Genomic DNA, 14,570 nt, shown 5'->3' on the forward strand with positions numbered 1-14,570 from the left:
CGGGCGCGGCGGGGCGGCTGTCCGCGGGGATCGCCGCCGCGCCGCCGGGACGTCAGTAGCGGTAGTGCTCGGGCTTGTAGGGGCCCTCGACCGGCACGCCGATGTAGTCGGCCTGTCGGGCGTCCAGCGTGGTCAGCTCGACGCCGAGCGCGTCCAGGTGCAGTCGTGCGACCTTCTCGTCGAGGTGCTTCGGCAGCACGTACACGTCGGTCGGGTACGCCTCGGGTCGGGTCCAGAGCTCGATCTGCGCCAGCACCTGGTTCGTGAACGAGTTGCTCATGACGAACGAGGGGTGGCCGGTCGCGTTGCCGAGGTTCATGAGCCGCCCCTCGCTGAGGACGAGGACGCTCCGGCCGTTCGGCAGGCGCCACTCGTGCACCTGGGCCTTGATCTCGATCCGCTCCGCCCCCTCGAGCCGCTCGAGTCCGGCCATGTCGATCTCGTTGTCGAAGTGGCCGACGTTCGCGACGATCGCCAGGTGCTTCAGCCCGAGCATGTCGTCGACCGTCACGACGTCCACGTTGCCCGTGCAGGTCACGACGATGTCGACCTGGTCGAGGACGGACTCGAGCCGGGCGACCTGGAAGCCGTCCATGGCCGCCTGGAGCGCGCAGATGGGGTCGACCTCGGAGACGATGACGCGGGCACCCTGTCCGCGGAGCGCCTCGGCCGCGCCCTTGCCGACGTCGCCGTAACCGACGACGAACGCGACCTTGCCGCCGATGAGGACGTCGGTGGCCCGGTTGAGGCCGTCCGGCAGCGAGTGCCGGATGCCGTAGCGGTTGTCGAACTTCGACTTCGTCACGGAGTCGTTGACGTTGATGGCCGGGAACCGGAGGACGCCGGCGCGCGCGAGCTCGTACAGACGGTGCACGCCCGTCGTGGTCTCCTCGGTCACCCCGCGCAGCTCGGCCGCGATCCGGGTCCACCGGTCGGGCGAGGTCGCGAGCGACTCGGCGATCGTGCGGAGGACGACGAGACGCTCGGCCGCGGCGTCGGACGCCGGTTCGGGGACGGCTCCGGCGGACTCGGCGTCCGCACCCTCGTGCACGAGCATCGTGGCGTCGCCGCCGTCGTCGAGGATCATGTTCGGCCCGATCCAGTCGGCGCCCTCGGCCGCGGCCTCGGCCGACCAGTCGAAGATCCGGTTCGTGCACCACCAGTACTCGTCGAGGGTCTCGCCCTTCCAGGCGAACACCGGGACACCGGCGGGGGCGTCCGGGGTGCCCGTGGGGCCGACCGCGACCGCCGCGGCCGCCTCGTCCTGCGTCGAGAAGATGTTGCAGCTCGCCCAGCGCACGCGGGCACCGAGCGCGACGAGGGTCTCGATGAGCACGGCCGTCTGCACGGTCATGTGGAGCGATCCCGCGATCCGCGCACCCGCGAGCGGCTGCGACGCGCCGAACTCCTCGCGCAGTGCCATGAGGCCGGGCATCTCGTGCTCGGCGAGGCGGATCTGGTGTCGGCCGGCCTCGGCGAGCGTCAGGTCGGCGACGCGGTGGGGCAGCGCGGTCTGCATGTCGGTGGGCATGACCACCAGTCTCCCACCCTCCGGCCGGGAGGCACGTGGCGGGCTCGCACCGCGCCTCCCGTCCGGCGGGCGGTGGCGACCGCCGGGCGACGGACCCGGCCGTCGTCAGTCGCGCCCGAGGGGCGCACGGCGCACCACCTGCCACCCCCGTGGGACCGAGAGGCGTTCGGCGTGCCGGCCGCAGAGGTCGTACCCGTGCGGCTCGACCCGGATCGACAGCGGTCCCACGACGACCATGGAGTCGGCGTAGTCGTACGTCAGGGTCGCCACGGCCCCCGCCCCGCAGGCGACCTTGCTGCAGATCCGCACGTCCATCTCCCGCCCAACCTACCGGGCGCCCGGCAGTACCATGGCCGCATGGTCCGCCGACGCCCCCTCGTGACGCCCGTCGACCGGGCCCGCGGTCGCTCGCGGCACGGCCGGGGCGGGCGCTCGTCGGTCACCGGGCCCGACCTCGCGCCCGTGGTCACCCGGGCCGAGGCGTTCGACCGCATCGTCGGCGACACGGCGCACTACCTGGTCGAGCTGTGGCCCGACGAACTGCGCGGCGTCGTGTTCCAGGTGGCGGACATGCCGTCGACCGCGACCGCACCCGACCCGGCGGACCGCACGGTGCCACGCTGGCGCATCGACCGACGGCCGGACCGCGTGACGATCTACCGGATCCCGGTCGAGCGGCTGACGCACCTGCCCGAGAAGGACGACGTCGACCGCCGGATCGTCGTCGAGACCGCGGTGTTCCGGGCGGTCGCGGAGCTCCTCGACAAGGACCCCTGGGACCTCGCCCCGGACCGGTACCGGCACCTCTGACCCCGTCCCGCCGATCAGGGGTAGACGGTGATCGGCGTCGACGCGGTGGCACCCGGGCGCAGCGGGAACCCGGCGATCCCGGCGTCGCCCGCGTAGGACACTCCCGCGACCAGCCCACGGACACCGCGGAGCGTGAGCGCGGTGCTCGTCGGCACCGTCGTGTCCGCCGTCGTCCCCGCGGCGACCGTGACGGTCGTGCGCTCCCCGCCCGCCGCCATGGTCACCGTGGCGTCGGAGGTCGTGGGGTTGACGAGCGTGAGGCGGGCGCCGGGACCGTCGACGACGTCGACGAGGGTGGTGCCCGTGAGCGTCGGCGCGGACGCGAACCACCCGAGGTCGGTCCGGCCGTCGGTCGTCGGCGTGCTCGTCCGGGCCCCGGCGACGATCGGCACGTCCGCGGTGACCGTCACCGTGTACCGGCCGTCGGTGAAGTCGTCGAGGGGCACGTCCGTCACGACGCCGCCGTCCGCCGTGGCCTGGACCGTGGTCCCACCGCCGTCCGCGGTCGTCAGGGCCATGGTCAGGTGCGCACTCGCGTCACCCGGCACGAACACGCGGACCACCGGTGCTGCGTCGGCGGTGTCGTCGCCGTGCTGCGCGCCGTCCGTGTCGCGGAGCACGACCCCGGGGATCGTCTGCGTCCGGGACGGTGTCGCCGCCGCCTGCACGACGTCGGCCCCACCCGGGGTGAGGGTCCGCACGATGCTCTCCTGCATGGTGGCGACGATCTGACCGCCGGAGGACGTCACGTGCACGACCGGCGACGCCGCGTCGGAGACGAACCCCGCCAGCGGCACGACCTTCTGCGTGTTCGGCGCGACGACGATGCCGGTGGTGCCGGGCGCCGACACCTTGCCCGTCGTCGTGAAGACGTCGAGGTCCACGGTCGCGTTGACGTCGGTGGGGTTCGCCAGGGTGACGATGCTCGTCCGACCGGTCTCGGTGGAGCCGCCGACGAGCCAGGTCGACGTCGACGGGTCGTCGCACGAGGCGGCGGCGAGGCCCGCGACCTCGTCACCGTCGGCCTCCTGGATGCCGCTCCCGGCGACGGTCGGGGTGGTGCGCCCGGCGCGTGCCGTGACGACGGTCGGGTCCGAGCCACCGCTGCTCGCGGCGGCCAGGGTCGACCGGTGCACCTGTCCCGTGGTCGACGCCGCGGCGACGGTCTCGTGGCCGACCCGGGAGGCCGTGGTCGCGTCCGCACCGGACGCGTCGGCCAGCTGGAGGAGGCCGCCCGCGCACACCCGGGAGGCGTCCGCGGGGACGGGGGTCACGGTCCGCCCGGCGGGTCGCGCCGTGATGCCGGTGAGGTCCGCGGCGTGCGCGGCGCCGATGGTGCCCGCAGCGACGAGCACGGCGACGAGCGCGGCGCTCCCCCGGACCGCCCATCGCCGTCCGTTCCGCTGACCGTTCGTGGGCTGCTGGGTCATTCGCGCTCCTCGTCGAAGGTGGTCGCGGGTTCGTCGGCCTCGATCACGTGCGACACCGCCCGCCGTCGACGCGGCCCCGTGGGGATCGCGAGGAGTGCGGTGGCGCCGAACACGACGCCGAGGACGACGAGGAACAGCGCGTGGGCGGCGGACGCCGCGGCGGTGCCCGTGGCGGGCCGGTCGACGCGGCCGTCGTAGCTCCACAGGACGCCGGTGCCGGTCGCGCCGATGCTCGTGAACCGGGCGTCCTGGCCGATGGAACCGGCGGCGCGGTCGTGCAGTGCCTCGGCGGCCCGGGAGTCGGGTCCGTCCGCGAGCAGGACGAACCGCACGCCGAGCCGGCGGAGGTCCTCGCGCGGGTCGAAGCCGCTCCGACTGGCGAGGTTCGCCGCGAGCGTCGTCAGGCGCCGGTCGTCCGGACTGAGGCGGTGGGCGGTGGCCTGGACCGTCGACTGGTCGTCGAGCGTCGCCCCCTGCCCGCGCTCCAGGGACACCCCGAGCGTGCCGTCGCGCTGCGGGGTCAGGACGAGCGTGCCGACGTCGGGGTTCGTCCGTGCCTCCGCGTTGACGTAGGCGCTGATCACGCGCCCCGTGGTCGGGCTGATCGCCGCCGTGCCGAGGTACAGACCCGCGAACACCGGCGCGACCGTCACGCCCGTGAGCACCGCGGCGACGAGTCCCAGACCGGGCGCGAGTCGCGGCAGCGTGTCGAGCCCGACCACCGCGGCCACGACGAGCGCGAACCAGGACACGCTGAGACCGCTGCCGGGCCACACGATGGTCGTGGTGGACCCGACGCCGGACAGCGCGAGGTGCGTGGCGCCGAAGGCCGTGAGGTACCCGACGAGCGCGAACCCGAGCGCGACCGCGGCGAGGTGCCAGCGTCGGCCGAGCAGCGCACCGATGGCGGTCGCGCCGACCGGGAGCGCGAGCACCGCGAGCGCGATCGGGAGGACCGTGGTGGCGAACCCGGCGGCGTGCGACGCCGTCGTCCACCCGTTCCAGTCCGGGAGCGGGGATCCGATCGCCAGCTGGAGCGCCGACGGCGCCCGGGTGGCGTCGGGCACGCCGGGGTCGGCGAGGACGCCGAGCGGCGTTCCCGCGCGGAGCTGCGTGATCACGAGGGGGGCGAACAGCACGACCGCGGGCAGCGGGATCGCGATGCGCCGGAGGAGGTGCCGCCAGCCGAAGGCGAGGGACGCCAGCCACGTCAGCACGAGCACCGGGATGAGCGACGGGGCGCTCGCGAGCACGGCTGCGAACAGCAGCGCGGCACCCGCGGACGACGCCCAGGACCGATGGGCGCCGAGGAGTGTGAGGAGCAGCCACGGCAGGAGCACGTGCGCGATCACGGCGCCGACATGCCCGCTCATCACGGCCGTCACGAGCGACGGCGAGAGCGCGTACAGCGTCGCACCGACGACCGGCACCCAGACCCGCGTCGTGAGCCGGCGCGACGCGAACCACCCGCCGAGGGCCGACAACGGCACCGCGAGCAGCATGACGAGCACGATCGACGTGGACGGTGACCAGAACGTGAGCGTGCCGAGCACCGCGAGCACCGCCGCGAACGGGTCACTCGGCCCCGTGAACCCGGTCCCGATCGTGTGCCATCCGTACCCGACGTTCTGCCAGAGCCGACCGACCGTCGTGCTGAGCGGCAGCAGCCCCCCACCCGTCAGCGCGGGTGCCCCGAGCAGCGGGCCGAGCAGCACCGCCGTGACGACCGCGGCGGCGAGGACGGTCCACAAGCCGCCGTCGCCGAGGAACGACGCGCGGGGCACGGCGGCGTCCTCGACCCGGGCGAGCTCGAGGTCGCGCGCGGTGACCCGGTGCTCCCGGACGCGGCCCAGACTCACGCGGAGCGGCTCGACGGCGGCCCAGCCGACCCGGCGGTTCCGCGCGAGGGTCCGACGTGCCCGTCCCACGCCACCGCCGAAGGCCACGGCGACGGCGGCACCGATCTCGGCACCGACGGCACCGGGGTGCTTCGCGACGAGGCGCCCGACGCTCCGGACGATCGCGAGCGGCACGAGCGACAGCCAGTGGAGCCAGAGGACCGCGGGCGGTGCGTACACGAGACGCCGGTGCAGCTGGGCCTGCCGCCGGAAACGGAGGCGACGGGTCTCGGACACCGACCGTCGTCCGAAGTCCTCGGGGCCGCCGGCGCTCGTCACCCGGGCCTCGGGCACGACGCTGACGCGGTGGCCGGCGAGCCGCGCCCGGACGCAGAAGTCGAGCGCGGCGTCGACGTGCGGCAGTCCCGGGTCGAAGCCGCCGAGCGCGGTCCAGACGGAACGGCGGACGAGCATCCCGGCGACACCGACGCCGAGCACGTCCGCGTGCGCGTCGTGCTGTCCCTGGTCGAGCTCGTCGGCGACGAGGACCGTCGACCGTCCGAAGCGGGTCATGCTCTCGCCGAACTCCCGGATGCGCGTGGGCTCCTGGGCGACCATGACCTTCGGCCCGGCGACCGCGACGGACGGCGCGATCTCGACCGCAGCGAGGAGCTCGGCGAGCGCGGTCGGCGCGGGGGCGTTGTCGTGCCCGATGAGCCACAGCCACTCGTCGACGGACTCGTCGGGTGCGGCGTGCGGTGCGACGCGCTCCCCCTGGGCCACCGCCTCCCCGAACGGCCGACCGGCCGGGATCCGTGCGAGCTGCGCGGACCCGCCGAACGAGAGCTCGTCGGTCGAGCCGTCGGTGGACCCCACGTCGACGACGACGAGGGCTTCCGGGGGGCGGGTCTGGGCGGCGAGCGCGTCCAGGGTCCTGTCGAGGAACTCCGCGCCGTTGGCGCAGACGAGGATCGCGGTGACTCTGGGCTGCATGACGCCGGTCACTCTACGTCCGGTCCGGAGCGGCTCCCGGGAGGCGCGGCGCGCGTTTCGGAGACCGCTCCCGCCGAAGCGGATCCGGTGCCGACGACCGGACTACGCGCGCTTGCGCAGCTTCCGTCGTTCGCGCTCGCTCATGCCGCCCCAGATGCCGAACCGCTCGTCGTTCTCGAGCGCGTACTCGAGGCACTGGGAGCGGACCTCGCACGAGGTGCAGATCTTCTTGGCCTCGCGCGTCGAGCCGCCCTTCTCCGGGAAGAACGCCTCGGGGTCGGTCTGCGCGCACAGCGAGTCGACCTGCCAGGCGAGCGGGTTGTCCCCCTGGTCCTCGCCGGCACGACGGACCCCGGAGACGCCGAGGTCGACGGGGTCGACGTGCCAGTCGTCCGGGACGCCGGACCGGAAGTCGGAAGCGTTCACCCTGATCACCCCTTGCTCCACCGCTGAACGGTCGTGTTGGCCACGGTCGCGGCGAGCGCCGCAGCACTAATTACACAGGTGTGATTCGCTGAGGTCAAGTCGGCGGATCATAAAACCGTCGACCTCGTATCGAAGGTCATGTCCCCCGTTCTGGCGTGTCGCGCGGCGCGTCGTCCGTGGTGTACGGGGCCGCCGGACGGCGGTCAGGAGGCGTTTCGGCGGGCCTCCCAGGCGCTCGTCACCATCTCGTCGAGCGAGTGGCGCATGGCCCAGTCGAGGTCGCGCGCGGCGAGTTCGCCGGTCGCGACGATGCGTGCCGGGTCACCCGGACGGCGGGGCGCGACGGTGGGCTCGAAGTCGATCCCGGTGCCCCTGGCCATGGCCGTCATGATCTCGCGCACGGACACACCGTCACCGCTGCCGAGGTTGTACGCACGCTCGAGCCGGTCCCCCGCGTCGAGGCGCTGGGCGGCCACCGCGTGCGAGTGGGCGAGGTCCGCGACGTGGATGTAGTCACGGACGCACGTGCCGTCGGGCGTCGGGTAGTCGTCGCCGTTGATCCGCGGCGTCCGTCCGGCCAGCAGCGCGTCGAACACGAGCGGGAACAGGTTGTGGGGGCTCGCGTCGTACAGATCGGGTCCACCGGAACCGACGACGTTGAAGTACCGCAGGCTCGTCGTGCGGAACCCGGCCGCGACCTCCATGTCGTGGAGCAGCCACTCGCCGATGAGCTTCGACTCGCCGTACGGGGACTCCGGCGCCTTCGGGGTGTCCTCGACGACGACGTCGACGTCGGGGGTGCCGTACACCGCCGCGCTCGACGAGAACACGACCCGGTCGACACCGCGGTCCGCCATCGCACCGAGCAGCGTCGCCATGCCGGTGACGTTCTGCTCGTACGTGTGGAGGGGACGCTCGACCGAGACGCCCGCGTACTTGAACCCCGCGACGTGCACGACACCGGTGACACCGTGCTCGTCGATGGCGTGCCGCACGAGGTCGCCGTCGAGGATCGTGCCCTGGACGAACGGCACGTCCTCGGGGACGAACGACGCGAAGCCGCTGGAGAGGTCGTCGAGGGCGACCGTCTCGAGCCCCGCGGCCCGCAGGGCGCGTACGACGTGGGAACCGATGTACCCGGCACCGCCGGTGACCAACCAACTCATGGCGCTACCGTACCGGGACGGCGCGCCCCGACCGCGGCTCAGGCGGGGGTGGCGATGAAGACGGTGGCGGTGCCGCCCCCCGCGGCGTCGGTCTCGACGGTGACCGTGCCCTCGTCGGGCGTGACGTAGCACGACTCCCCCCGGCGCAGCATGGTCGCCGACCGTGCTCCGACGAGGGTCGCGGCGCCCTCGGTGCAGATCGCGATGGACGGTCCGCCGAGCGGCACGACCCCGCCGGCGCCCAGCCCGGCCGTGGCGCCGGCGCTCGACACGCGGACGAGTGCGAACCCGACGCCCGCGGGTGCGAACCGGTCCACACCCGGCGCGACGGGCTCGGGCGTGAGCAGCGGCGGCGGCCCCGGCGTGAAGTCGAGCACGTGCAGCAACTCCGGCACGTCGACGTGCTTCGGCGTCAGACCACCGCGCAGGACGTTGTCCGACGGCGCCATGAGCTCGATGCCGAGGCCCTCGAGGTAGGCGTGGATGTTGCCCGCCGGCAGGTAGAGGGCCTCGCCCCGGGCGAGCGAGACCCGGTGCACGAGCAGGGCGACCGCGACGCCCGGGTCGTCCGGGTACGACGCGGCGAGGTCGACGACGGTCGCGGTGTTCGGCGTCGGGTCCTCGACGGCGGTCGCGAGTTCCCCGAGCACACGCACGAGGGAGCGCGCGTCGTCGTCCGCGGTGACGAGCCAGCGGACGGTCTCCTCGAGGCCCTGGTCGCGCAGCCGGTCGGCGAGCGGCGCCGTGCGACCGGTCCCGCCGTCGATGCGGACGATGTCGGCGAGCGCCTCGTCCACCGGGCGGAACCCGCTCAGGGCCTCGAACCGCTCGCTCAGCGCGACGACGAGCTCGGGCTTCGGGTACGGGTCCTTGTAGTTGCGCTCCGCGGCGTCGACGGGGATCCCCGCCGCCTCCTCGCGCGCGAACCCGTCGCGGGCCTGCTCGGGCGTGGGGTGCGCCTGCAGTGACAGCGGTGCCGCGGCGGCGAGCACCTTGAGCAGGAACGGGAGGCCCTCGGCCCCGCCACCGAGCGCGGCGTCCGGTTCCTCGCGGATCCAGTCGGCGAGGGTGTCCGCACCACCGACCATCGCCGGGTTCACCACGACGCTCGGGCTGCCCGGGTGCGCTCCGAGCCAGAGTTCGGCCTGCGGTTGACCGGTGACGGTGCGGCCGAGGAGTTCGGGGATCGCGGTGCGGGAGCCCCAGGCGTAGTCGCGCGGGGTGTTCGTGATACCGAGGAACATGGCTCCGACCATATCGGCAGGGGCCGACGGCAGTGGTCCCGGGCCCGCGGCCCGGTAGCCTCGTCGTCGTGACGAACACCTGGCCGTGGACCCGCGGACGCGTCCCGGAGCGTGAGGCGTTCGGCTTCGCCGCCACCGTGCTCTTCATCGTCTTCACCGGCGACGGCATCCCGAACACCATCAGCTGGATCGGATGGGCGGTCGTCTGCGCCGGCGCGGGTGCCTGGGGGGTCGCGATCGCGATCCGGGCCCGGCCGTCGTTCCGGCGCACGCCGAACGCCCTGTGGGTGTACATCGCGTGGTGCCTCGTGAGCGTCGCGTGGTCGCACTGGCGGGTCGCGACGACCGCGAGCATCGCCGCGCAGCTCCTCTGCGCGCTCATGGCGGTCGTCATCGCCTCGACCCTGAGCTGGCGGCGGATCCTCGACGCGCTGAGCCTCGCACTCCGCTGGGTCCTCGCCCTGTCCCTCGTGTTCGAGGCGGTCGTCGCGGTCCTCGTCCGCCACCCCGTCTACCCGGTGTGGACGCACTACGGTGGCCGGCACGTGCCGGCCGCGTTCGCGTTCTCGCGGGCGGAACTGTTCACCGGCGGACGCATCCAGGGCCTCCCGGGCAACGCGAACCTCCTGGCCATGGTGGCGTTGCTGGCCGCGATCGCGGTCGGCGTGCAGCTCGCCGAGGGGCGCATGCGGCGCGTGCGCGCGACCGGGTGGCTCTCCGTGGCCGCGGTGGTGTTCCTGCTCACCCGCTCCTCCACGGTGGTGGCCGCCGCGGCCGTGACCGCGCTCGTGCTCGCCGGTGCGCTCGTGATCCGTCGCGTGCCCACCGGACGACGGACCCCGCGGTACCTCGCCGGGCTCGCGATCGCGGTCGTGCTCGCCGGCCTCGTGGCGCTGCTCTGGCGGCCGGTGCTCGCGCTGGCGGGCAAGAGCCCGGACCTGACCGGACGCGGGGAGATCTGGCGGGCGGTGTGGGGCCTCGTCGAGCAGCACCCCGTGCTCGGGTGGGGGTGGCTCGGGTACTGGTGGCCCGCCATCGAGCCGCTGAACCACCTCGCCGTGCGCAACGGCGTCACGTACCTGCAGGCGCACGACGCGTTCCTCGACGTCTGGATGCAGACCGGCGTCGTCGGGGTGGTCCTGTTCGGCCTCGCCGTCCTCACGACGCTCGTGCGGTCGTGGGCGAGCGCCACGGCGTTCAGCTACGACGCCGACCACCGCCCGCGGGCGTTCGCGCCGGTCTCGCTGCTCGCCCTGCTCGTCGTGGTGGCGCTCCTCGTGCAGAGCGTCACGGAGTCCCGGCTCCTCTACGAGGGCGACTTCATCCTCTTCGTGCTCGTCGCGGTGAAGACCCGGATCGTGGCCGTCGGCGACGAACCGCCGTCGATCGGGGACGGACCGCGTGTGCCGGTCCGCAGCCGGTCCTTCCGTCGTGCCGCGGCCGGCCGCTGACCCGCGACCGGCTACGGTTGACGCCGACCCCGCCCCCGTCCGAGAGGACCCCATGACCGCGCCGGCCGTCCTGCGCTCCCGTCCGCACCCGCTCGAGGTCGTCGGCATGGTGCTCGCCACCGTGCTCCTCACGGTCCTGAGCGCCGCGGACAAGCTCACCTGCTCCAAGGGCGTCTTCGCCTCGAACGGCGCGAGCACCGACCCGTACCAGGACGTCGTCCGCAAGGCCTGCTACTCGGACGTGCTGTCGCTCTGGGGCAGCCGGGGGCTCATCGCGCACCTCGTGCCCTACGTGCACGGGACGTACACGGCCGACCCGCCGGCGGTCCACGGCGGCACGGTCGAGTACCCGGCACTGACGGGCCTGTTCGTCTGGCTCACCGCACTCCCGGTGTCCACCGACGTCGGGTTCCTGCTCGTCACCACCTGCGTGTTCGCGGTCGTCGGCGTGCTCGTGACGCTCCTCCTGGTGCGTGTCGCCGGTCGGCGGGCCTGGGCCTGGGCAGCGACGCCGCCGCTCGCGCTCTACGCCCTGTACAACTGGGACGTCTTACCCGTCCTGATGACCGCGCTCGGGATCGCGCTCGTCGTCGCGGGCCCGCGGCGCTGGTCGCCCACCACCCGCGTGCTCCTCGCGGCCGCCGCGTTCGGGGTCGGCGGCGCGCTCAAGCTCTACCCGATCATGTTCGTGCTCCCCCTGGCCCTCGCGGTGCTCACCGACGGACGCGGTCGGACGATCGGTCGGCGTCTCCTCCGGGCCCTCGCGCCCATCGGCGTCGCGGTGGGGGTCGTCGCGGTCGTCAACGTCCCGCTCGCGGTCGTCAACTTCACCGGGTGGTTCTCGGTCTTCCGGTTCCAGGCCGCCCGCAACATCGATCGCGCGACGCTGTCGATCTGGTACTGGGGGCTCCGTCCGTGGTCCGACGACGGCACCGAGCACATCCAGCACCTCATGAGCGCGGCGTCGACCGCCGCGACCGCCGTCGGCATCGTCGTCGTCGTGGTCGTGAGCCTGCTGCTCGCACGCGGCGGTCGGCCCTACCCCTGGCTGCAGACGAGCGCGGCGCTGCTGTGCGTGTACATGGCGTTCAACAAGGTGGACTCGCTGCAGTACACGCTCTGGCTGCTGCCCTTCTTCGTCACGGTGCGGATCCGCGTCGGTTGGATCGCCGCGTACCTCGTGGCCGACCTGTGCGCGTTCGTCGGGTGGTTCCGGTGGCTGTACTACCTGACGCTCGGGCATCCGGCCGGGACCACGTGGGCCGACCAGGCGCTCGCACTCGGCGTCTGGGGACGGGCGGTGCTGCTCGTCTGCATGGTCGTCGCGTTCCTGGCGTCACCGACGGCGCGCCTGCGGGGCACGGCGGACCCAGCGCTGCCGGAGCGCGGCTGGACGGACCGAGTGGCGGACACCGGGGACGGCGGCGCCCACGCGGAGCTCAGCGGCGCCGACGCCCGAACCGGCGCTGCAGTCCCCACTGCGTGACCCGCGCCATCGCCTCGAGCACGATCGCTCGGCTCATCTTCGAGGTGCCGAGCACGCGGTCGCGGAACTCGATGGGGCGCTCGACGATGCGGCCCCCCGCGTCGTGCACCCGTAACGTCATGTCGACCTGGAAGCAGTAGCCCTTCGAGTCGATGGTGTCGAGGTCCATCTGCGAGATCGCGTCGGCGCGGTACACGCGGAAGCCGGCGGTGATGTCGTGGACGTCGAGCCGCAGCATCCACCGTGCGTACCAGTTCCCGCCGCGGCTCAGGAGCTCCCGCGACCGCGGCCAGTCGACCACCGATCCCCCCGTGACCCAGCGCGACCCGATCGCCAGGTCGACGCGGGCGGCGGCGGGTGCGTCGGCGACCGCACGGACGAGGTCCGGGAGCGCGGACGCCGGGTGCGACCCGTCCGCGTCCATCTCGACGAGCAGGTCGTACCCACGCTCGATCCCCCATCGGAACCCCGCGACGTAGGCGGTGCCCAGGCCGAGTTTGCCGCTGCGGCGCATCAGGTGCACGCGATCGTCCCCCGCCGCGATGGCGGCCACGATGTCCGCGGTGCCGTCGGGGCTGCCGTCGTCGACGACGAGCAGGTGCGCCTCGGGCACCACCCCGAGGACCCGTTCCGTCACGGCGGTGATGTTCTCCGCTTCGTCGTAGGTGGGGACGATGACGAGCGGACGGACGGACGACGGCATGGTGCGGACGGACTCCTCGGACGCGAGCGTGGACGGTCGAGCGTATCCCATGCTCGGTCACGCGCCCGGGAACGGCCGCCGTGCCGCGTGGTCCGGGCCGCGGCGCTCCGGGTACGAGATGATTGGTCCGTGAGCTCAGCACCCGGACGCCGTGTCCTGGCGCGCCGGTACGTGTCCGCGTGGATCGGGTTCTCCGCCGGCGGCCGGTTCTCCCAGGCGCTCGCGACCGTGATCGTGGTGTTCGCGTTCGGGTCCCCGACCGTCCACGTGCTCGTCGGCGCGGCCGGCACCGGTGCGGTCCTCGTGTCCCTGGTGGTCCTGGCCGGTCTCAGCCTGCTCGGGCAGCGCTACCGGATCGACTGGCACGGCGTGCTCCCGTTGAGCCTGCTCGGCCTCGTCGGGTACATGGCGCTCAGCGTCCTGTGGAGCACGTACTCCTGGTCGTCCCTGCGCGGGTTCGCGTCCACGATCGGGTTCGTGTCCCTCGGGCTGTACCTGGCGCTCGGACGCGACCTCGTGCAGGTGGTGCGCGCCTCGGGCGACGCGCTCCGGATCCTCGTCGTGACGTCACTCGGGCTCGAGGTCCTGAGCGGCCTCGTGCTCGACGTCCCGATCCCGGCGCTCGGGATCACCGGCGACATCGCCTACGGCGGCCCGATCCAGGGCGTCGGCGGCACCCGGAACTTCATGGGGTTCATCGCGGGCATGGCGCTCGTGACGTTCGTCATGGAGATCCTCACGCACAGCGTCACCCGGTGGCGGGGCATCGCGTCGGCCGCGCTCGCCCTCATCACGCTCATGCTCGTCCAGTCCCCGATCACGGGCATCGCCATGATCGCACTCGCGGTGGCGGCGCTCGCGATCGTCGCGCTCCGCCGGGCACCGCTCCCCCGCCGTCCCGGCATCAACGCGGCGCTCGGTGTGCTCCTCCTCGCCGCCGTCGTCACGGGGATCGCGCTGCGTCACCCGTTGCTCCGCGGGATCGGAGCGGCCGAGGGCACCGCCACCCGCATCGCCCTCTGGTCGCGGATCCGGATCCTCATCGAGGCGTACCCGATCCAGGGCTGGGGCTGGGTGGGCACCTGGCCGACCGACGTGTTCCCGTTCGACACGCTGCTGACCGAGTCGGGTCGCCCGTTCGGTTCCGGCCTCAACGCCCTCGTCGACGCCTGGTTCCAGATCGGGCTCGCGGGCATGCTCGTCCTCGTCGCGACCGCCGGACTGGCGTTCGCGCGTGCCTGGGTCACCGCCACGACGTTCCCCGGGGTCGCCTACGTGTGGCCCGCCGTCGTGCTCGTCCTCATCGGCGTGACGAGTGCGGCCGAGAGCTACCTGCTCCACGGCGCGGGGTTGATGATGTTCGTCACCGTGCTCGTGATCACCGCGCGACGCCGGTCCTGGCGCTCACGCCTCCGGCGCCCCTGAAGCCCGTGCACCGGTGCCCCCGCGGCGTCCGCCGGTGCGTGGGTGCACGCGCCGTGGGTGCACCCGT

General features: G+C 73.4%; 12 protein-coding genes. 4 read left to right on the forward strand and 8 right to left on the reverse strand.

Annotation, left to right across the window (positions count from 1 at the left end):
* Positions 1–52: 52 nt before the first annotated feature.
* The gene (gene ahcY / locus DEI82_RS09275; RefSeq protein ID WP_111036639.1) at positions 53–1,531 is read right to left on the reverse strand and encodes an adenosylhomocysteinase; all 1,479 of its coding nucleotides are present in this window, start codon (positions 1,529–1,531) and stop codon (positions 53–55) included.
* A 105-nt stretch (positions 1,532–1,636) separates the two neighbouring features.
* Positions 1,637–1,846 (reverse strand): DUF3499 family protein, encoded by a 210-nt coding sequence (locus DEI82_RS09280; RefSeq protein ID WP_111009557.1) that lies wholly within the window; start codon positions 1,844–1,846, stop codon positions 1,637–1,639.
* A gap of 42 nt (positions 1,847–1,888) precedes the next feature.
* Between DEI82_RS09280 and DEI82_RS09285 the strand changes: the two genes are divergently transcribed.
* Positions 1,889–2,341: a metallopeptidase family protein gene (locus tag DEI82_RS09285; RefSeq protein WP_111009556.1), complete on the forward strand. Its 453-nt coding sequence runs from the start codon at positions 1,889–1,891 to the stop codon at positions 2,339–2,341.
* 14 nt (positions 2,342–2,355) lie between these two features.
* On the opposite strand, the gene DEI82_RS09290 is transcribed toward DEI82_RS09285, so the two are convergent.
* From DEI82_RS09290 to manA, 5 genes are all read right to left on the reverse strand, one after another.
* Positions 2,356–3,771, reverse strand: coding sequence for a DUF5719 family protein (locus DEI82_RS09290; protein WP_111036591.1), 1,416 nt, complete (start codon positions 3,769–3,771; stop codon positions 2,356–2,358).
* Positions 3,768–6,602: a glycosyltransferase family 2 protein gene (locus tag DEI82_RS09295; RefSeq protein ID WP_146242876.1), complete on the reverse strand. Its 2,835-nt coding sequence runs from the start codon at positions 6,600–6,602 to the stop codon at positions 3,768–3,770. Before DEI82_RS09295 ends, DEI82_RS09290 begins: the two co-directional genes overlap by 4 nt.
* Positions 6,603–6,704: 102 nt before the next feature.
* Positions 6,705–7,028, reverse strand: coding sequence for a WhiB family transcriptional regulator (locus DEI82_RS09300; RefSeq protein ID WP_111036593.1), 324 nt, complete (start codon positions 7,026–7,028; stop codon positions 6,705–6,707).
* A gap of 203 nt (positions 7,029–7,231) precedes the next feature.
* Positions 7,232–8,194 carry a UDP-glucose 4-epimerase GalE gene (gene galE / locus DEI82_RS09305; protein ID WP_111009553.1) on the reverse strand — a complete coding sequence of 321 codons (963 nt, stop codon included), beginning with the start codon at positions 8,192–8,194 and terminating at the stop codon, positions 7,232–7,234.
* A 38-nt stretch (positions 8,195–8,232) separates the two neighbouring features.
* Complete coding sequence (gene manA, locus DEI82_RS09310) at positions 8,233–9,438, reverse strand: mannose-6-phosphate isomerase, class I (protein WP_111009634.1); 1,206 nt, start codon at positions 9,436–9,438, stop codon at positions 8,233–8,235.
* A gap of 68 nt (positions 9,439–9,506) precedes the next feature.
* On the opposite strand from manA, the gene DEI82_RS09315 reads away from it, so the two are divergent.
* Positions 9,507–10,889 carry an O-antigen ligase gene (locus tag DEI82_RS09315; protein WP_146242877.1) on the forward strand — a complete coding sequence of 461 codons (1,383 nt, stop codon included), beginning with the start codon at positions 9,507–9,509 and terminating at the stop codon, positions 10,887–10,889.
* 52 nt (positions 10,890–10,941) lie between these two features.
* The gene (locus DEI82_RS09320) at positions 10,942–12,375 is read left to right on the forward strand and encodes a hypothetical protein (RefSeq protein ID WP_111036594.1); all 1,434 of its coding nucleotides are present in this window, start codon (positions 10,942–10,944) and stop codon (positions 12,373–12,375) included.
* Here DEI82_RS09320 and DEI82_RS09325 read toward each other — a convergent pair.
* Complete coding sequence (locus DEI82_RS09325; protein ID WP_111036640.1) at positions 12,329–13,078, reverse strand: polyprenol monophosphomannose synthase; 750 nt, start codon at positions 13,076–13,078, stop codon at positions 12,329–12,331. The two genes, DEI82_RS09320 and DEI82_RS09325, sit on opposite strands and share 47 nt — an antisense overlap.
* A gap of 129 nt (positions 13,079–13,207) precedes the next feature.
* Between DEI82_RS09325 and DEI82_RS09330 the strand changes: the two genes are divergently transcribed.
* A complete protein-coding gene (locus DEI82_RS09330) occupies positions 13,208–14,503 on the forward strand; it encodes an O-antigen ligase family protein (protein WP_111026185.1) in 1,296 nt (431 codons plus the stop codon).
* Positions 14,504–14,570: the final 67 nt, after the last annotated feature.

This window comes from Curtobacterium sp. MCBD17_019 (assembly GCF_003234555.1).
Classification (GTDB): domain Bacteria; phylum Actinomycetota; class Actinomycetes; order Actinomycetales; family Microbacteriaceae; genus Curtobacterium.